Raw genomic sequence first — 18,817 nt, forward strand, 5'->3', positions numbered from 1 at the left:
CCTGCCGCCGGATCAACGTGGACACCAGTGTCTTCGATAGCCGAAAACCACCTTGGTGGTGGGCGTTGCACCGTTCGCAATAAGGGAGGGGGGTCGTCCTAGAAGACGGTCCTCGCACGTCACCTCTCCTCAAAGTACGCGACAGCGTGGTCAATGAAGGCCGGGACTCTGGCCGGAACCGACGGCGATACCCCGACCATCTGCCCTGCCCGCCTGAAGCTCCCGCCTTCGACAATCGTACGAAAGAGCCGCCAGCTCTCGAAATGATCCATAAGCACCTCGAACAAGGCGCCGCGGATACGGCGCACATTGACGCGGCGGCTGAGCCGCATGTGCTACAGGGCACGCTCAACTGCACACCAGCAGCCCGTCCACGGACCGTCCCTGCCGCGACAATGCACAATCTAGTCATACTTGATATTATTGTCAATTATGACGAATGAAGATACGAATTCGGAGCTCCTCAGAAAGGCCGCCCGCCAACTGCGGCGAGGTGCCTATGCAGGCCGATGGCCGATGAGGACGAGGCCTTTCGCTCCTATGACCGCCCTCCACAACAGCGATTTCAATCTTCTCTATTGACCTTTCTGCCGGACGCACTGTCGTGTTGGGAGAATGCGTTGTAGGGGTGATCATGTTCTGGAAGCCAGCCACCGCAGCGGCGGCAAGTTGCCCCGGCTAACTCAGGGGTTGCTCAAGCATTTCCGAAACGGAACATCAACCCTTCCCAAATAGCTCCGCGGTTGCAGACGGGAATCGCTACAGTGGGTGCCATCCTTAGCACACAGACCGCGCCGACGGTCTTGCCTGCGCGGGAATACGATGCCGATACCAGTGCCCGGACCCAACGCTCGATAGAAGCTCGGTCATGCGACAAGGAGACAACCATGCAGCGCCCCCTGACAGCGGACAGCGTACCGACTGCCATTGCTCAACCCGATCAAGACACCCGCGCCGCCGCACTCTCTGCACGGATGGACCGCCTGCCCATCACACGCAACCTGTGGATGCTGGTGCTGTTGATCTCGCTGGGCGGATTTTTCGAGGTCTATGACTTGATCTTCACGGGCTACATCGCGCCGGGCATGGAGAAGAGCGGACTCCTCAGAGCCACGACCGATGCGTTTTTTGGCCTGCATGGCATGGCGGGCTTCATTGCGGCCACGTTTGCAGGGCTCTTTGTCGGCACGTTCGGGTTGGGCTGGTTGCCCGACCGCTACGGGCGCCGCACGGTGTTCACGGTATCGCTGCTGTGGTACTCCATCGGTTCGGCCATCATGGCCTGCCAGCAGAGCCCCGAAGGCCTGCTGATCTGGCGTTTTCTTACCGGTATCGGTGTCGGCATCGAAATTGTGACCATTGACAGCTACGTCACCGAACTCGTACCGCAGCACATGCGTGGCCGTGCGATGGCGTTCAATCAGATGGTGATGTTTGCTGCTGCGCCAGCGGCCGCCATTCTGTCGTACTGGCTCGTGCCCACCACCGTCCTCGGTATCGAAGGCTGGCGTTGGGTGGTGCTGCTTGGGTCCGCTGGTGCGGTGCTGGTGTGGTTCATCCGCCGCGCCGTGCCGGAAAGCCCCCGCTGGCTGGCCATGCATGGCCACGGCGATGAGGCCGATGCCGTCGTCCGCCAGATGGAAGCCGCCGCCGAGCGCGAATCCGGCAGCACCTTGCCGCCGCCGCAGCAAGCCGTTGCGCAGCCGCCGCACCGCCGTGCATCGTTGGCGGAACTGTGGCGGCCGCCGTATAGGTCGCGCCTGATCATGCTGATCGTCTTCAATTTTTGCCAGGCCATTGGTTACTACGGCTTTGCCAATTGGGTGCCGACGCTACTCATCGGCCACGGCATCACCGTCACCAAGAGCTTGCTGTACTCGTTCATCATCGCCATCGCGCTGCCCGTAGGGCCGCTGCTGGCCATGGCGTATGCCGACCGCATCCAGCGCAAGTGGCTGATCGTCGGAGCGGCGTTTGCCGTCATCGCGTTTGGCTTGACGTTCGGGCAATTGAAGGAGCCGCTCGCACTGATTGTTCTGGGTGTGCTGATCAGCCTGGCGGGGCAGACCATCTCGGTGTGCTATCACGCCTACCAAGCCGAGCTGTTCCCGACTTTTATCCGCTGCCGCGCCAATGGCATCGTCTATTCGGCCAGCCGCATCGGCGCCATGTTCTCGGGCTTCCTGATTGCATTTCTGCTGCGTCACTTCGGTGTGCCGGGCGTGTTTGCCGGGATCACCGCGTGCATGCTGGTGGTCATGCTGGCCATTGGCGGCTTCGGCCCGAAGAGCAACGGTGTGCGACTGGAAGAACTATCGCACTAGCCTTGCCGGAACGCCGCAGCGCTCACGACGCGGAAGGGATTTTCCGCGTTGTTTTCTTTATCCGGGCAGGCGTGGCCGGTTCGGCAGTGGAATCGCCCGCGGCCAGATGCTCCACGAGCAGGCGTGCCGCCGGCGACAGCGACTCCAGATTGCGAAAGCACACCGCAAAGCGACGACGCGCCCAGTCGTCGCTCAACGGCACCACGCGCAAGCCGAACGTCGGGACGAACGGCTCGGCAATCTCGGCCGGCACGATGGCCAGGCCCAGGCCCGCGCGTACGCAGCGCAGCGATGCATCGAAGGTCGACACAACGGCACGGTACTTGATCGTGCGGCCGAGAATCGCCGCGTAACGCGCCAGCATCGTGTGCACGGCCGTCTGCGCCGGCAAGCCCACGTGATCGAACTCCAGTGTGTCTTCAAAGCGGCAATGCTCGCGCGTTGCCAGCGGATGCGTTTCGTGCACGGCTACGGCCAGGTGGTCGGCCCGGTATGGCCGCGTTTCGAACCCCTCCAAGTCGGCCGCATCCCAGCAGATGCCCAGCGGTGCCGAGCCCTCGCGCAGCGCACGCACAATGTCGCTGCTCAGGCTTTCCTCCATCGTCACGCGGATGTCGCGGTGCTCGGGGCGGTTGAGGAATGCGGCGATGTCATCGGGCAACGATTCCGCCATCGACGATACGGTGGCCAGCAGCCGCACCTGACCACGGACACCGCTGCCATATTCGGCCATGTCACGCGCCACCCGGTCGGCGGCAGACAGCATGGCGCGGGCATGCGCCAGCACGATGTCACCCGCCGGTGTGGGAATCACACCGCGCCGCCCGCGTTCGAGCAGGACCGCGCCCACCGTGTCTTCCAGTTGCGCCAGCCGCTTGCTGATGGCCGACGCCACGATGTTCTCCTGCTCGCCCGCGCGCGCCATATTGCGTGTCTCGCACACGGCAACGAACAGACGCAGGGTGGTGAGATCAAGGTCACGCATTGGGGGCTCGGTGAGGCATTCCGGTCCGGAACGAACATGGAGAAATGCTAGCGCTCGCTGGCGCTACAGGAAACCCTGGAATGTCCGTATGCCACTTTCCAGACTTTCCCATCCGGAACGAAAACGTGCGTATTTGATCGCTGTAGCTTCTGTACAGAACGGCATACAGTCGGAGCATCGATTGACGCCTGCCTGACGCAATGTCCCTCATCAACATCCCCCTGCCCAGCACCGCCGTGATCCGCGAAGTCGGCTTGCGAGACGGGCTGCAAAGCATTCAGACGATTCTGCCCTCCGAGCACAAACGTGCATGGGTGCAGGCCGCCCACGCCGCCGGTGTGCGCGAGATCGAGATCGGCTCGTTCGTGCCCAAGCGCCTGCTGCCGCAGCTGGCGGACACCGCCGAGCTTGTGGCCTACGCGCGCACGCTGCCAGAACTGTTCGTGTCTGCGCTGGTGCCGAACCTGCGTGGCGCAGAGAACGCCATCGCCAGCGGCGTGGACCTGATGATCGTGCCACTGTCGGCCAGCCATGCACACAGCCTCGCCAACCTGCGCAAGACGCCCGACGAGGTGGTGGCCGAGGTGGCACGTATCCGCGCGGCGCGCGATGCCGCGGGCGCCAAGACCTTGATCGAAGGCGGTGTCGGCACGGCGTTCGGCTGCACGCTGCAGGGTGAGGTCGAACCCGATGAAGTCCTTCGCCTGATGCAGGCCCTGCTCGATGCCGGTGCCGATCGCGTCAGCTTGGCAGACACCGTGGGCTACGCCGGCCCCGCTGCCGTATCACGGCTGTTCGAGCGCGCCGTCGCCATTGCTGGCGAGCAGTTCTGGTGCGGTCACTTTCATGACACGCGGGGCCTGGGTCTGGCCAACGTCTACGCCGCCATGCAAGCAGGCGTGACGCGCTTCGACGCGTGCCTGGGCGGCATCGGCGGTTGCCCGCACGCACCCGGCGCCAGCGGCAACGTCACCACGGAAGACCTCGCCTTCATGCTGGAGAGCATGGGCGTTGGAACCGGGCTCGACATCGGCCAATTGCTGTCCCTGCGCGAACGCCTGAGCGACTGGCTGCGCGGCGAGACGTTGCACGGCACGCTGTGGCGCGCCGGCCTCCCCAAGACCTTCCATCCGCATTCCTCCCAAGCGGCACAGTCCGCCATCCTGGCCTGACGAACATGCATCACGACGACACTTCATCGCTGCCGCTTGCCGGCATCCGCGTGCTGGAATTCACGCACATGGTCATGGGCCCTACCTGCGGGATGATCCTGGCCGACCTCGGTGCCGAAGTCATTAAGATCGAGCCGCCCGGCGGGGACAAGACGCGCAATCTTCCGGGCCTCGGCATCGGCTTCTTCCGCGCGTTCAACCGCAACAAGAAGAGCGTGGTGCTCGACATCACCACGGACGAAGGCCGCGCCACGGCGCGTGAGCTTGCCGGTCAGTGCGATGTGGTGCTCGAAAACTTCCGCCCAGGCCTGATGGAAAAGCTCGGGCTCGACCATGCATCGCTAACAGCCGACTATCCGCACCTCATCTATGTGTCGCACAAGGGCTTTCTGCCGGGGCCGTACGAGAACCGCCTGGCGCTGGATGAAGTCGTGCAGATGATGGGGGGGCTGTCGTATATGACCGGGCCAGTGGGGCGCCCGCTGCGCGCAGGCACCTCCGTCAACGACATCATGGGCGGCATGTTCGGCGCCATCGGCGTGCTCGCGGCGCTGCGCGAGCGCGAGCGCACCGGCAAGGGTCAGGAGATCCAGAGCGGGCTGTTCGAGAACTGCGTGTTCCTGGCATCGCAGCACATGCAGCAGTACGCCATGACTGGTGAATCGCCGCCGCCGATGCCTTCGCGCGTATCGGCATGGAGCGTCTACGACATCTTCACGCTGGCCGGTGGAGAGCAGCTCTTCATTGGTGCAGTGAGCGACAAGCAATTCACGATGCTGTGCCAACTGCTGGGCCATCCTGAACTGCTCGACAACCCGCAATACGCCAACAACACGCTGCGCGTAGCGGTGCGTCCACAATTGCTGCAGGAGCTGGGCGACATCCTGAGCGACCACGACGCGACCAAGCTCGCGCCCAAGCTCGAAGCGGCGGGCATTCCCTACGCGCCCATCGTCCGACCGGATCAACTGCTCGACGATCCGCACCTCAAGGCGAGCGGCGGTCTGGTGCCGATGCAGATGGACGATGGCTCGACAGGCCCCGCCGTGTTGCTGCCGCTGCTGATGGGTGGCCAGCGACCGGGCGTGCGTCATCCGCTGCCAAAGGCGGGCGAACACAACGACGAAATCCTCTCCGGGCTGGGCGCACACGGGGCCTGACACAACGGTAGGCGCAACAGGAAAGGGCAATAGCCATATCGCCTTGCTCGGTCCCCGGCGGCGCCATCACCGGTTAGCAGATCGTGATGTGCGGCGGCGCCTCGCTGTCAGCAAACCCGGTGGGATTACCGCGCCAGATCGGCCGGCGTATCGACGTCGCGCAGGATGCCTGCGTCATCGGTCTCGATGCGGACGAGTGCGCCGGGATCGAGCAGGCGCCGTGCGCCTTCGTCACCGTCGAGCGAGGTCAAGCCAGCGAAGAAATCGGCACCAAAGCCGATGGGGTGGCCTCGCTGCCCGGCGTGGAACGGCGCGACGCAGTGATGTGCATGGAGTGCCCGGGCGACCTGCGTGATGGTCTCGGGTGCAATCCACGGCATGTCGGCCAGGGCGATGATCCAGCCAGCCGCCTGAGGCCGGGCGCCCACACCAGCGGCCAGGCTGGCGCCCATGCCACGTGCGGCGCCGGAGCATCGCAGTACTTCGCAGCCCGCGTCGGCCAGCCATGCAGCCAACTGATCGACCTGTGCGCCATGCGTGGCGGCAGCAGGCACCACCGCCACCACGTCGCCCAATGCCTGCTTCAGATGCCGCGCGGACTGGACCGCCACGGGTGTTCCATCCGGCAACGGTGCGAGCAGCTTGTTGGCCGCGCCGGCCGGGTCAAACCGGCTGCCGCGGCCCGCAGCCAGCAACACACCAACAACAGGCCGCTGCACCATCACACCACCTCGGTCTTGAGCGTGACTTCCACGTTGTTGCGCGTGGCGTTCGAATACGGGCACACCTCATGAGCCTTGGCGACGAGCGTTTCCGCATCGCTCTGCGACAGGCCGCTGATGCGTGCGGTAAGGCCCACCTTCAGGCCGAAGCCGCCTTCCGGCCTCGTACCGATGCCCACATCACAGAGGATCTCGATGTTGCTCGGATTGAGCTTGAGCATGCTTTTGGCGACGAAGTCGCAAGCGGAGCCAAAGCAAGCCGCGTAACCGGCCGCAAACAGATCTTCGGGTGTGGTGGTGTTGGGCTTGCCCGGGCCGCCCATCGATTTCGGCACCGACAGGTCATGCGAGACCTGGCCGTCTTCGGTTTGCGTATGGCCGTTGCGGCCGCCCGTGGCCTTGGCGTGGGCGGTGTACAGGATGTTCAATGCCATGACTGTTTCTCCGGTGGGGTAGACAACGCAAGCACGGACGCAAGAAGTGGTCCGTTGAACAACAAAGCCGGCACACATTGCTGCATGCCGGCTCCAATCCCATCACATGAGGATGACGACTACACCGTATCGAACGGCAGCTTGCGCAACCGCTTGCCGGTGAGCGCAAACACCGCATTGGCCACGGCGGGTGCAATCGGCGGCGTGCCGGGTTCGCCCAGGCCGGTGGGGTTGTCTTCCGACGGCACGAAGAACACGTTCACCGGCGGCGCGTCTGGCATGCGCACGGGCGGGAAGTCGGTGAAGTTGCTGTTCTTGGTCGCACCGTTTTCGATGTCGATGGCAAAGCCCGGCTGGATCATCGCCAGGCCAAACACGCAGGCGCCCTGGATCTGTGCTTCCGCACCCATCGGGTTGACCACGCGATTGGCATGCACGCCCGCCGTCACGCGATGCACGCGCGGCTTGCCTTGCTCGACCGACACCTCCACCACATACGCCACCACCGAGTCGAACGATTCATGCACGGCCACGCCCCAGGCCTGGCCCTTGGGCAGCTTGCGCTTACCGTAGCCCGACTTGTCGACAGCCAGTTGCAGCGCCGCGCGATGGCGTTCGTGCTCCTTGCCGGTAAAGCGCGCCAGGCGGAAGGCCACGGGGTCTTGCTTGGCGGCGTGCGCCACCTCGTCGACCATCGTTTCCATCACATAGGCCGTATGCGTGTGGCCCACGGAGCGCCACCACAGCACCGGCACGTTCACGTCCGGGTGGTGCACGCTCACCTGCATCGGGAAGCCGTAGTCGTTCTCGACCACGCCCTCGGTCATGGTGCTGTCCACCCCGTTCTTGACCATGAAGGCCTCGAACGGCGTGCCCTTGAGGATCGACTGACCGACGATCACGTGGTCCCAGCCGACCACCTTGCCGCTGTTGTCGACGCCCACGCTGACGCGATGCAGATGCATCGGGCGATAGTAACCGCCGCGGATGTCGTCTTCACGGCTCCAGATCACTTTGACGGGGCCGTTGTGTCCGGCTGCCGCATAGGCCTTGGCCACGTTGGCCGCTTCCGCCAGATAGTCCGACGTCGGCACCGCGCGGCGACCGAAGCCACCGCCAGCCATCATCGTGTTCAGCTCGATCTTCTCGGGCGAGACGCCCAGCACCTTGGCAATCGCGCCCTGGTCGATGGTCTGGAACTGCGAGCCGACCCACACCTTCGCGCCGCTGACCTTGCCACCGGGTTTGCCACCCTCGTTCTGCACGTCGATCGTGCAGTTCAGCGGCTCCATCGGCGCGTGCGCGAGGTACGGGAACTCATAGTCGGCCTGGATGCGCGTGGCGGCAGACTGGATCGCACTCACATCGGCCGCCTTGGCCACCGTGCCGGGCTGGCCGGCTAGCTTCTTGTATTCCTCCATCAGCGCGGGCGTGGACACCTTCGAACCGGCGTCCTCCCACGTGACCTGCAGCGCGTCGCGCCCCATCTTGGCAGGCCAGTAGCCATCGGCGATGACAGCCACGCCCGTGCCGCCACGGTCGGTCGGGATCTGCAGCACATCGACCACGCCCTTCACTGCCTTGGCCGCAGCCACGTCGTACTTGGCCACCTTGCCGCCAAAGCGCGGCGGGCGCGCCAGCACCGCTACCTTCATGTTCGGCAAGCGCGTGTCCAGACCAAACTTGAGCGAGCTGTCGAGCTTTGCACGTGCGTCCAGACGCGGCGTGGGTTTGCCGACAATACGGAACTGCGACGGGTTCTTCAGCGTGACCTGCGCCGGCACCGGCAGTGCCATCGCGGCCTGTGCGAGTTCGCCGTACGTGGCGCGGTTGCTGCCCGAGGTGATCACGCCATTGGCCGCGCGACACGTCGACGGCTCGACCTTCCAGCGCTGCGATGCCGCCGAAATCAGCATCGCGCGCGCACGCGCACCCAGCTCGCGGTATTGCTGGAACGAGTGGTTCAGTGCAGTCGAGCCGCCCGTCATCTGGATGCCGAAGCCCGGGTCCTTGTATGGATCGGCTGCCGGCGCGAGCACGGCGTGCACGTTGCGCCAGTCAACGTCGAGCTCTTCGGCCAGCGCCATCGGCAGCGCCGTGTGCACGCCCTGGCCGAACTCCAGCCGGTTCACCGCCACAGTCACGGTGTTGTCCGGCGCAATGATGATGAATGCCTGCGGTGGCGAGGGCGGCTTGGCCTTCGCGTCCTGCGCGCCCGCCAGCACCGGCGCCACGCCGAGCGCCAGACCGCCGCCCGCCAGCGTGGTCAGTTTCAGAAAGCTGCGGCGATCAAGCGTTGCCGCTCCGGTGTCAGCAGACGCCGGCTGATGTTGCGCGCCGCCACCGGCCAGCGCTTCCAGGTTTCGAATACGCATCGTGAGTTCTCCGGTGGGGCTCAGGCCAACGTTTTCGCGGCGTCGTGAATCGCCGCGCGAATACGTTGATAGGTCGCGCAGCGGCACAGGTTGCCGGCCATCGCGCTGTCGATATCGGCATCGGTCGGCTTCTTCTTGCTGCGCAGCAGACCCACCGCGCTCATCATCTGGCCGCTCTGGCAGTAGCCGCACTGCGCCACGTCGTGCTTGACCCAGGCATCGAGCACCGCCTTGCCGATCTTGTCGTCGGCGATGTGTTCGGATGTCGTGATCTTCTGACCGGCCACCGCGGAGATCGGCAGCACGCAGCTGCGCGTGGGCTGGCCATTCAGGTGGACGGTGCAGGCACCGCACGATGCGACACCGCAACCGAATTTCGTGCCGGTCAGGCCAAGGTTGTCGCGCAGCGCCCAGAGCAGCGGCGTCGACGGATCAGCATCAACTTCCACCGGTTTGCCGTTGATATTCAACGTGACCATTGTGGGATTCTCCTTGTGGGGCGTGAGGGGGGTCTTACCGTTATGAAGCCGCTGATATTGCGGGCCAGCGGTAGGGACGGGGTGTATTAAAGCAGGTTCGGACCGGTCTTGCTGGCGAGTACTTCACATCAAAATCGCGTTGTGATTTTCGGTGTAACCATCCTGGTGCATCGCTGTTTTTGGCGGGCATCCGCTTGACAATACTGATGTTCCGCCCTCACTATCGACGAATGCACTTCCAGCAGACCACCCTCCTCACCGCTCCTGCCCGCACCCTCTCGTGCGTGCGCGGTCTGCTATCCGCTTCTCTACTACGCGTGTAAACGCGTAGACCTCTCTTTCCCCCCTCGTTCCGGTGTTTGACCGGTCCGTGCCGTAACCGGCCACGGGCCTTGTCTCAGTGATGTCATTCGGCAGTCTGTGCGCCGAATCGTTGGAGCCCACCATGCCCGCCTCGATCCTGCTTTCGCTACGACTACCGATCGGTTGCCAGACCACGCGCCCGTGGCTGTCTGGCCGCCACACCCTCATCCCGATTCCGGCCACGCCGGACGCCGCACGCGCGGTCGTCCCCGACGTACCCCATCGATCTCGATCTCACAGCACACACGCACCATGTTGAAGAACCCCGCCACCAAATACCGCCCCTTCCCCGCGATTGCCCTCGCTGATCGCACCTGGCCCAGCAAGACCATCACCCGTGCCCCGATCTGGATGAGCACGGACCTGCGCGATGGCAACCAGGCCCTGTTCGAGCCCATGAACGCCGAGCGCAAGATGCGCATGTTCAAGATGCTCGTGCAGATCGGCTTCAAGGAAATCGAAGCCGCCTTCCCCGCCGCCTCCCAAACCGACTTTGATTTCGTGCGCGAGCTGATCGAGGGTGGACACATCCCCGACGACGTCACCATCGAAGTGCTCACGCAGGCGCGCGAAGATTTGATTCGCCGCACCATGGAATCGCTGCGCGGTGCCAAGAAAGCCATCATCCACGTCTACAACGCCACGGCGCCGGTGTTCCGCCGCACGGTGTTCAACACCGACCGGGAAGGCGTCAAGCGCATTGCCGTGCAAAGCGCCAAGCTGATCCGCGAGATTGCAGAATCGATGCCCGAGACGCAGTGGACGTATCAGTACAGCCCCGAAGTCTTCAGCGGCACCGAGCTGGACTTTGCGCTGGAGGTCTGCAACGCAGTCACCGAGGTATGGGACCCCACGCCCGACCACAAGATCATCTTCAACCTGCCCGCCACGGTGGAGATGGCCACACCTAACATTTACGCTGACCAGATCGAATGGATGCACCGCAACCTAGTGCGCCGCGATTCGATCATCCTGTCCGTGCATCCGCACAATGACCGCGGCACAGCCGTGGCAGCGGCCGAACTGGCTGTGATGGCCGGCGCCGACCGCGTGGAAGGCTGCCTGTTCGGCAACGGCGAGCGCACCGGCAACGTGGATTTGGTCACGCTGGCACTGAACCTGTACTCGCAGGGCGTCGATCCGGAGCTGGATTTCTCGCACATCAATGACGTGGCACGTACCTGCGAAGACTGCACGCAACTGCCGGTGCATCCGCGCCACCCGTACGTGGGCGACCTCGTGTTCACGGCGTTCTCGGGCTCGCACCAGGATGCGATCAAGAAGGGCTTTGCGGTGCAGCAACCCGATGCCATATGGGAGATGCCCTACCTGCCAATCGACCCGGCCGACGTGGGCCGCACGTACGATTCGATCATTCGCGTGAACAGCCAGTCGGGCAAGGGCGGCATCGCGTACCTGCTCGAATCGGGCTATGGCGTGGCCATGCCGCGCCGCCTGCAGGTGGAGTTCAGCAGCACCGTGCAGCAGTTGACGGATGAAAGCGGCCGTGAAGTGACCGGCGCGGACATCTGGACGCTGTTCCAGCAGACGTACCTGCGCACGGATGGCGCCATCGGTTACGTATCGCACCGCCTGACCGAGCAGGATGACGGCAGCCAGCACATCCGCCTGGTGGTCAACATCGCCGACCACGAGCACATCTGTGAAGGCACCGGCAACGGGCCACTGGATGCGCTGGTGCATGCGCTGTCGCACGTACTGACGGCGCCCGTGTCGATCCACCACTATGAAGAACGCGCGCTGGGCCAGGGCGCCAACGCCGATGCCATCGCGTTTGCGGAAGTGGCCGCACCGGGCGTGGCGGGCAGCGTGTTCGGCGTGGGGGTGGATGCCAACCTGACGACGGCGTCGATCCGCGCGGTCGTGGGTGGCATCAATCGCCTGATCGCGCGTGCGGGCGCAGGCATGCTGCGCAGCGGCAAGAGCGAAGCGCAAGCAGCGTAACGCGCAAGTCGGGCTCACGCAGCGGAGCGCCAGTTGCTAAATTGGAGAGATGCGGCCCGGATGACGCCGGGCGCATCCTTCAATGCGCGCCTGCGTGCACATCCACTGCCAAAGGAGAACCGACATGACCACTCGTCCGACCGCGAAAGAGAATGCCAAGCGCTTTGCCAGTGTGATCCAGGCGCTGCAGACTTGTGAGGCCGCTTGCACTCATTGCGCGACGGAATCCGGCAAGAACGGCCACGCTGAAGCCATGACGCGCTGCATCAGCGTGTGTACGGATTGCGCGGAATATTGCGCGCTCACGCGCAGATTCCTCGAGCGCAACAGCGAATTCGCAGAACTCCTGCTAGAAGACTGCGCCGAGATCTGCTCGCAGTGCGCGGAAGAATGCGATCATCACGGGCAAGGCCATTGCAGCGCCTGCGCAGCTGCCTGCCGTGCCTGCATGGACGCCTGCCTGAAAGTCGCCGGCGTTGAAGCGGCCACTGCCGAACCGACCGTCTTCTGATCCCTGTTTTGCAACGCGTATGAAAATTGGCGAGCTCGCCCAGCGCACGGGCATCAGCATCGAGACCATCCGTTTCTATGAAGCGCAGGGCCTGTTGCCCCCGCCGGCGCGCGCCGCCAACAATTACCGCGTCTACACGCCCGAGCATGCCGAGCAACTGGCCTTCATTGCGAAGTGCCGCTCGCTCGACATGGCACACACTGAAATTCGCCGCTTGCTTGAACTGCAGGCGAACCCGCAGGCTTCGTGCGAAGAGATCAACCACCTGCTTGATGAACACCTGCGACACGTCGAGGCGCGCATTGCCGAACTGACCGATCTCAAGCGCCAGATCGAGGCGATCGGGCAGCGCTGCACGACGGCAGCGTCGGTGGCGGAATGCGGCGTGCTGCAGTCACTGCACGAAGAACCCGTTGCGGCCAGCCACCACGGTCACAGCCACGAACATGGCGAGGGCGAGCACGCGCATCGGCATATTCGCGGCGTGCATCGCTGACACCCTCCTGCAACGGGCTCAAACGCGCGCGCGCATCACCCGCAGCCCGTTGAACACCACCAGCAGGCTCGCGCCCACATCGGCGAAGATCGCCATCCACAGCGTGGCATCGCCCATCACAGCCAGCGCCAGGAACACCGCCTTGATGCCCAGTGCCAGCACGATGTTCTGACGTAGCACAGCCACCGTACGACGGCTGATGCGGATGAAGCTGGCGAGCTTGCGCGGGTCGTCGTCCATGATGGCGACGTCGGCGGCTTCGAGCGCCGTGGCCGTGCCGGCCGCACCCATGGCGAAGCCGATATCGGCGCGGGCCAGTGCCGGGGCATCGTTGATGCCGTCGCCGACCATGCCGACGAATCCGTTTCGGGGTGCAAATTCGGCCGCGAGTTCGGCGACCACGCGTTGCTTGTCGGCGGGGAGCTGCTCGGCGTGCACGTTGTCGATACCGACCGTTTTGGCAATGGCTTGCGCGGCGCGGCGGTCATCGCCGGTGAGCATGACGGCCTGCACGCCCAGCGCACGCAGATCGGCGATGGCCTTTGCGCTTTCCGGGCGCTCACGATCACGCACGCCGAACAGTGCCACGGCACCGTTCGCGTCGCACAGCGTGACGGCAGACATGCCTTCCGCCTGCAGCGATTCAGCCGCGGTGCGCCACGTCGCGTTGTCGAAGCCGCGATCCGCGACGAGCGCCGCGTTACCAAGATGCCAGCGCACGCCATTGAACGTGCCGGCCACACCGCGGCCTGGCAGCACCGACAGGTCTTGCACCGAGTTCGCGTCCACCGCACCATGCGCGGCGGCAGCCTGCACGATGGCCACGGCGATCGGATGCGTAGTGTTGGCATCCAGCGCCGCCGCCACGGCCAACGCTTGCAGGTGTCTGGCATCGGTCGCCGCGTTCAGCTCGGCCACAGCGCGGCGCGCCCCATCGGGCAACACCACCGCATCCAGTACCGGGCGACCCGCCGTCAGCGTGCCCGTCTTGTCCAGTGCCAGTGCGCGCAGCCGGCGACCGCTTTCCAGATAGACCCCACCCTTGACGACGATGCCGCGTCGGGCGGCTGCCGCGAGGCCACTCACCACCGTCACGGGGGTGGAGATCACCAGCGCGCATGGGCAGGCGATCACCAGCAGCACCAGCGCGCGATACGTCCACGCCAGCCAGCCCTCGGCGGTGACCAGGGGGCCGACGAGCGCCACCGCCAGTGCCAGCAACATCATCGCGGGCGTGTAGATGGACGAGAATTTGTCGACGAAACGCTGCGTGGGCGCACGCTGCGACTGCGCCTCCTGGATGGCCGCGGCGATGCGTGCGAGCGTACTGTCGGCCGCCACGGCAGTAGCCTCCGCCTCGACCACACCATCCGTGACGATGGTCCCGGCGAGGATGGTGTCGCCAATGGCCTTTTCCACCGGCAGGCTTTCGCCGGTCACGGGCGATTCGTCCAGCGCCGCGCGGCCGCTCACGATGCGTGCATCCACGGGAACGCGGCTGCCGGTGCGCACGCGCAGGCGCGCGCCAATGACGACGGTGTCGATCGCCACGTCGCGCCAGCCGCCGGCGCCATCCGTCAGCTCGGCGGTATCGGGAGCGATGGCGGTGAGCGCGCGCACGGCATCGCGGGCACGCACCAGGGCGCGCGCTTCGATAGCCTCAGCCACGGCAAACAGGAAGATCACCATGGCCGCTTCGGCCCACTTCCCGATCAGCAACGCGCCGATCACGGCCACCGCCATCAAGAAGTTGATGTTGAACGTGAACGCGCGCAGGGCAATCCAGCCCTTGCGCAGCGTCGGGCCGCCCGCCAACCCGATGGAGGCGAGCGCCAGCGCCAACACCGGCCAAGCGTGATCGCCGAGGGACCAGGCGATGGCCTCGGCACCGAATGCCGCCACGCCGCCCACGCCCAGCAGCCATGCGCGACGCGAAATACCGGTGGGCCCGGCAGACGCAGCCGCCATGCGATCGCGCTGCTCAAGCACCTCGCCGTCCATGCCGATGGCACGCAGCGCCTCCAGGAAGGGCGTCACGTCGTCAACGGTGTGGTGGATGGTGAGATGGCGCTCCAGCAGGTTGAAATCCAGCGCGACCACGCCGTCGGCGCTGCCCAGCTTGGCACGGATCATGCGCTCTTCGGTCGGGCAATCCATCTGCTCGATGCGCACGGTGGTGCGGCCGGTGGCCGCTGCCAGTGCGGCGGCATCGACGGGCTCGGCTGCTTCGTGCGCGTGATCGTGATCGTGGTCATGACCGTGATCGTGCGCGTGATGGGTGGCGTCCCTGGCGACCGGATGCGCATGGCCGCAGCAACCGCCGCAGCCGGAGGCTTCCGGCTTGGCATGGTCGTGGACAGGCAGGGTGGAGGCGAGATCGGGTTTCATGCCTCCATTCAAAACCCTGAAGAAGCTTCAGGGTCAAGCCCGCGCCTCAAATGAGGTCTTTCATCCACTTGGTGACGATCGCACGGGCTTCCGGCCAATCGCCCAGGCCCGATTCGGCATTGACGTGGCCACGCGCTCCCAGGTCGACGGGTTCGGCGCCCCACGCCTCGGCTTGGCGCTGGCTCCAGCCGGCGTCGCTAAACGGGTCATTGGTGCTGAAGACAAGCACGGCCGGAAAGGGCAGGCGCTGCTGCGGGATGGGGCGAAAATCCGCCAGTTCCGGCGGCATGCCGGTGCGTTCGAGCTGCGGCGGGGCGACCAGCAAGGCGCCACGCACCCGCACCGCACGGGCGGAAGCGGCCGCCCAATGCGCCGTCAGCACGCAACCCAGGCTGTGCGCCACCAAAACGACATCGCTTGGCGCCGCACTGACCTCAGCTTCCAGCGCGGCAATCCAATCCGCGCGTTTGGGCGTGAACCACTCGCGCTGCTCGACGCGGCGATCCCCATGCAGACGCTCCCAGCGAGACTGCCAGTGCGCGTGGCCGGAGTTCTGCCAGCCGGGCAGGATCAGGACAGTGGGGGTGGCGCTCACGTGCTCTCCGGGGTGGTAGCCGATTTTTTTTGGGGAATGCGGCCCATTTTGCCGGGATCTGGCGGAGCACGCTGGCCGTGCTCATCGACAAACTCGCACAATCCATCCAAATATTCTGTTTCACAGGCAGATCGACACCTTCTACAGTCGCTGCATAAATCCCGCCAACAGGGATTCCGAATCCAGAACTCGGAGGAGACCATGCTCGCACTGCTCGGGCTGCTGACCATCGTTGCGCTGTTTGTCGTCATCCTGACGAAGCGCATGTCGCCGCTGGTTGCGCTCATCGCCATTCCCGTCATCGCCGCGCTCGTGGGCGGCTTCGGGCTCAACACCAGCAAGTTCATCATCGGCGGCATCAAGGATGTCGCACCGGTGGCGGGGATGTTCATCTTCGCGATCCTGTACTTCGGCATCGTCACGGACGCCGGCATGCTGGACCCGATCATCGACCGCATCCTGCGCACCGTGGGCAGTCGGCCTCCGCGCATCGTGGTGGGCTCGGCGCTGCTGGCGCTGTTGATTCACCTGGACGGCTCGGGCGCGGTGGCGTTCCTGATCACCATTCCGGCCATGCTGCCGCTCTATGACCGGCTCGGCATGGACCGCCGCATCCTGGCGTGTGTAACGTCGATGGCATGCGGCGTGAACTTCCTGCCGTGGACGGGCCCGATGATCCGCGCCTCAGCCTCGCTGCATATGCCGGTGACGGACATCTTCAACCCGTTGATCCCGGTGCAGATCGCGGGGCTCATCTTCGTGTTCGTGTGTGCTTGGCTGCTGGGCAAGCGTGAAGAGAAACGCCTCTGCCTCGCCAACCACGATGGCGCCACGCAGGTCGTCGCGCGCCCGCTCACGGATGCGGAACAGGCGCTGCGCCGCCCGCGCAATTTCTGGATCAACCTCATCCTCACCGTCGTCGTGATGGGCGTGATGGTGAGCGGCAAGGTCGACCCGGTGGTGATGTTCATGCTGGGCGTGGTGGCCGCGCTGCTCATCAACTACCCGAACGTGGATCAACAACGCCAGCGCGTGGACGCCCACGCCAAGGCTGCGCTGATGATGGCGAGCATCCTGCTGGCGGCAGGCGTGTTCACCGGCATCATGAGCAAGTCGGGCATGTTGACGGCGATGGCGAAGACGGCGGTCGACTTCATCCCGCCCGGCATGGCGCATCACATTCCGGTGGTGCTCGGCGCACTGTCGATGCCGCTGTCGCTGCTGTTCGACCCCGATTCGTTTTACTTCGGCGTACTGCCAGTGGTGGCGGAAGCTTCCAAGATGTTGGGCGTGGCACCCGTGCATGTGGCGCAGGCCGCCGTGCTCGGCCAGATGACGACCGGTTTCCCGGTGAGTCCTCTCACACCCGCCACCTTCCTTGTGGTCGGCCTGTGCGGTATCGAGCTGGCCGACCACCAGAAATTCTCGATCCCCTTCCTGTTTGGTGCCTCGCTGCTGATGACCGCAGTGGCCGTGGTGCTGGGCGTGCTTCCGTGGTGATGGCATGAAGAAATTACGCATCGGCGGCGGCGCCGGTTATTCGGGCGACCGTATCGAACCGGCACTCGAACTCGCAGAGCACGGCGACATCCACGTGCTGATGTTCGAATGCCTGGCCGAGCGCACCATCGCGCTCGCACAGCAGGTGCGCCGCAAAGACCCGACGCACGGCTACGACCCGCTGCTCGAAGCGCGTATGCGCGCGGTGTTGCCGGCCTGCGCGGCACGCGGCATCCGCATCGTCACCAACATGGGCGCGGCCAACCCGCAGGCCGCAGCCGAACGCACGCGTGACATCGCCCGGGAACTGGGCCTTAAGCTGCGCGTGGCGGCTGTCACCGGCGACGATGTCTTCGACCTGCTGCAAGCGCGCGGCCACGACTTCACGCTGATGGACGGCGGTGCGCCCGTCGCATCGCTTGGGCGCCGCATGGTGTCGGCCAATGCGTACCTCGGCGCGCAAGGCATCGTCGATGCATTGGCGCAGGGCGCGGACGTCGTCATCACCGGGCGCGTGGCTGATCCCGCGCTGGCACTCGGGCCGCTCGTCCACGCGTTCGGCTGGCGCATGGACGACTGGCACCGCCTGGGCTGCGGCACGCTCGCCGGCCACCTGCTCGAATGCGCGGGGCAGATCACGGGCGGCTACTTTGCCGACCCGGGCGTGAAAGACGTGCCAAACCTCGCACGCCTGGGCTTTCCCATCGGCGAGGTCGGGGAAGACGGCTCGGTACTCATCACCAAGGTCGCCACGGCTGGCGGGCTCGTGACCGAGGCGACGTGCAAGGAGCAGTTGCTGTATGAAATTCACGACCCGGCGCGCTATCTCACGCCCGATGTCGTAGCCGATTTTTCCAACGTACGCATGCGCAGCGATGGCAAGGATCGCGTCGTCATCGAAGGCGCCACCGGCACGCCGCGCACCCATCAACTGAAGGTCTCGATCGGCTATCTCGACAGCTACATCGGCGAAGGTCAGATCAGTTATGCCGGGCCCAACGCAGTGGCGCGCGGCCGGCTGGCGCTGGACATCGTGCGCGAGCGGCTTGCGCTCACAGGTGTACAGATGACGGAAACGCGCTTCGAGCTGATCGGCGTGGATGCGCTGCACGGCGCGGCGCTCTCGCGCACCGATGCCCAACCGTACGAAGTACGCGTGCGCGTCGCCGCCCGCACCGAATCGATGGCCGAGGCCGTCCGCATCGGCAACGAAGTCGAAACGCTGCTGACCTGCGGCCCCTCCGGCGGCGGCGGCGCAACCAAGAGCGCGCGCGAAGTCATCGCCGTGGCGTCGACGTTGATCCCGGCTGAACTGGCACCGCACGCCGTGCACATTCTGGAGAGCTGA

General features: G+C 65.1%; 15 protein-coding genes. 8 read left to right on the plus strand and 7 right to left on the minus strand.

The genetic code is table 11. The features are described from left to right. The first annotated feature begins 887 nt into the window (after window positions 1–887). On the plus strand, window positions 888–2,324 hold the full coding sequence (locus tag NG900_RS19270) for an MFS transporter (protein ID WP_252682971.1): 1,437 nt from the start codon (window positions 888–890) through the stop codon (window positions 2,322–2,324). Window positions 2,325–2,346: 22 nt separating this feature from the next. Here NG900_RS19270 and NG900_RS19275 read toward each other — a convergent pair whose 3' ends face one another. After that, window positions 2,347–3,309 carry a LysR family transcriptional regulator gene (locus tag NG900_RS19275; RefSeq protein WP_252682972.1) on the minus strand — a complete coding sequence of 321 codons (963 nt, stop codon included), beginning with the start codon at window positions 3,307–3,309 and terminating at the stop codon, window positions 2,347–2,349. A gap of 200 nt (window positions 3,310–3,509) precedes the next feature. On the opposite strand from NG900_RS19275, the gene NG900_RS19280 reads away from it, so the two are divergent. Both NG900_RS19280 and NG900_RS19285 read left to right on the plus strand, forming a co-directional pair. After that, on the plus strand, window positions 3,510–4,481 hold the full coding sequence (locus tag NG900_RS19280; protein ID WP_252682973.1) for a hydroxymethylglutaryl-CoA lyase: 972 nt from the start codon (window positions 3,510–3,512) through the stop codon (window positions 4,479–4,481). Between the two features lie 5 nt (window positions 4,482–4,486). Next, window positions 4,487–5,641 (plus strand): CaiB/BaiF CoA transferase family protein, encoded by a 1,155-nt coding sequence (locus NG900_RS19285; protein WP_252682974.1) that lies wholly within the window; start codon window positions 4,487–4,489, stop codon window positions 5,639–5,641. Between the two features lie 125 nt (window positions 5,642–5,766). Here the strand turns inward: NG900_RS19285 and NG900_RS19290 are convergent, their stop codons facing one another. The 4 genes from NG900_RS19290 to NG900_RS19305 form a co-directional block, all read right to left on the minus strand. Next, a complete protein-coding gene (locus NG900_RS19290) occupies window positions 5,767–6,363 on the minus strand; it encodes a nucleotidyltransferase family protein (RefSeq protein ID WP_252682975.1) in 597 nt (198 codons plus the stop codon). Beyond that, complete coding sequence (locus tag NG900_RS19295) at window positions 6,363–6,797, minus strand: organic hydroperoxide resistance protein (protein WP_252682976.1); 435 nt, start codon at window positions 6,795–6,797, stop codon at window positions 6,363–6,365. Before NG900_RS19295 ends, NG900_RS19290 begins: the two co-directional genes overlap by 1 nt. Before the next feature lie 119 nt (window positions 6,798–6,916). Further along, a complete protein-coding gene (locus tag NG900_RS19300; protein ID WP_252682977.1) occupies window positions 6,917–9,172 on the minus strand; it encodes a xanthine dehydrogenase family protein molybdopterin-binding subunit in 2,256 nt (751 codons plus the stop codon). A 20-nt stretch (window positions 9,173–9,192) separates the two neighbouring features. Continuing rightward, window positions 9,193–9,651 (minus strand): (2Fe-2S)-binding protein, encoded by a 459-nt coding sequence (locus NG900_RS19305; RefSeq protein WP_252682978.1) that lies wholly within the window; start codon window positions 9,649–9,651, stop codon window positions 9,193–9,195. 615 nt (window positions 9,652–10,266) lie between these two features. Here NG900_RS19305 and leuA point away from each other — a divergent pair. The 3 genes from leuA to cadR all read left to right on the plus strand — a co-directional run bounded on the left by leuA (window position 10,267) and on the right by cadR (window position 12,986). Then, complete coding sequence (gene leuA, locus NG900_RS19310) at window positions 10,267–11,979, plus strand: 2-isopropylmalate synthase (protein WP_252682979.1); 1,713 nt, start codon at window positions 10,267–10,269, stop codon at window positions 11,977–11,979. A gap of 124 nt (window positions 11,980–12,103) precedes the next feature. Next, complete coding sequence (locus NG900_RS19315) at window positions 12,104–12,490, plus strand: four-helix bundle copper-binding protein (RefSeq protein WP_315862385.1); 387 nt, start codon at window positions 12,104–12,106, stop codon at window positions 12,488–12,490. 19 nt (window positions 12,491–12,509) lie between these two features. Continuing rightward, window positions 12,510–12,986: a Cd(II)/Pb(II)-responsive transcriptional regulator gene (gene cadR / locus NG900_RS19320; RefSeq protein ID WP_252682981.1), complete on the plus strand. Its 477-nt coding sequence runs from the start codon at window positions 12,510–12,512 to the stop codon at window positions 12,984–12,986. 18 nt (window positions 12,987–13,004) lie between these two features. Here cadR and NG900_RS19325 read toward each other — a convergent pair whose 3' ends face one another. Together NG900_RS19325 and NG900_RS19330 are read right to left on the minus strand one after the other, a co-directional pair. Further along, on the minus strand, window positions 13,005–15,374 hold the full coding sequence (locus tag NG900_RS19325) for a heavy metal translocating P-type ATPase (RefSeq protein ID WP_252682982.1): 2,370 nt from the start codon (window positions 15,372–15,374) through the stop codon (window positions 13,005–13,007). A gap of 46 nt (window positions 15,375–15,420) precedes the next feature. Then, window positions 15,421–15,969: an RBBP9/YdeN family alpha/beta hydrolase gene (locus NG900_RS19330; protein WP_252682983.1), complete on the minus strand. Its 549-nt coding sequence runs from the start codon at window positions 15,967–15,969 to the stop codon at window positions 15,421–15,423. A gap of 201 nt (window positions 15,970–16,170) precedes the next feature. On the opposite strand from NG900_RS19330, the gene NG900_RS19335 reads away from it, so the two are divergent. Continuing rightward, complete coding sequence (locus NG900_RS19335; protein ID WP_252682984.1) at window positions 16,171–17,469, plus strand: CitMHS family transporter; 1,299 nt, start codon at window positions 16,171–16,173, stop codon at window positions 17,467–17,469. A gap of 4 nt (window positions 17,470–17,473) precedes the next feature. After that, complete coding sequence (locus tag NG900_RS19340; protein WP_252682985.1) at window positions 17,474–18,817, plus strand: acyclic terpene utilization AtuA family protein; 1,344 nt, start codon at window positions 17,474–17,476, stop codon at window positions 18,815–18,817.

The sequence above is a fragment of the Ralstonia soli genome, from assembly GCF_023955655.1.
GTDB classification, from domain to species: domain Bacteria; phylum Pseudomonadota; class Gammaproteobacteria; order Burkholderiales; family Burkholderiaceae; genus Ralstonia; species Ralstonia soli.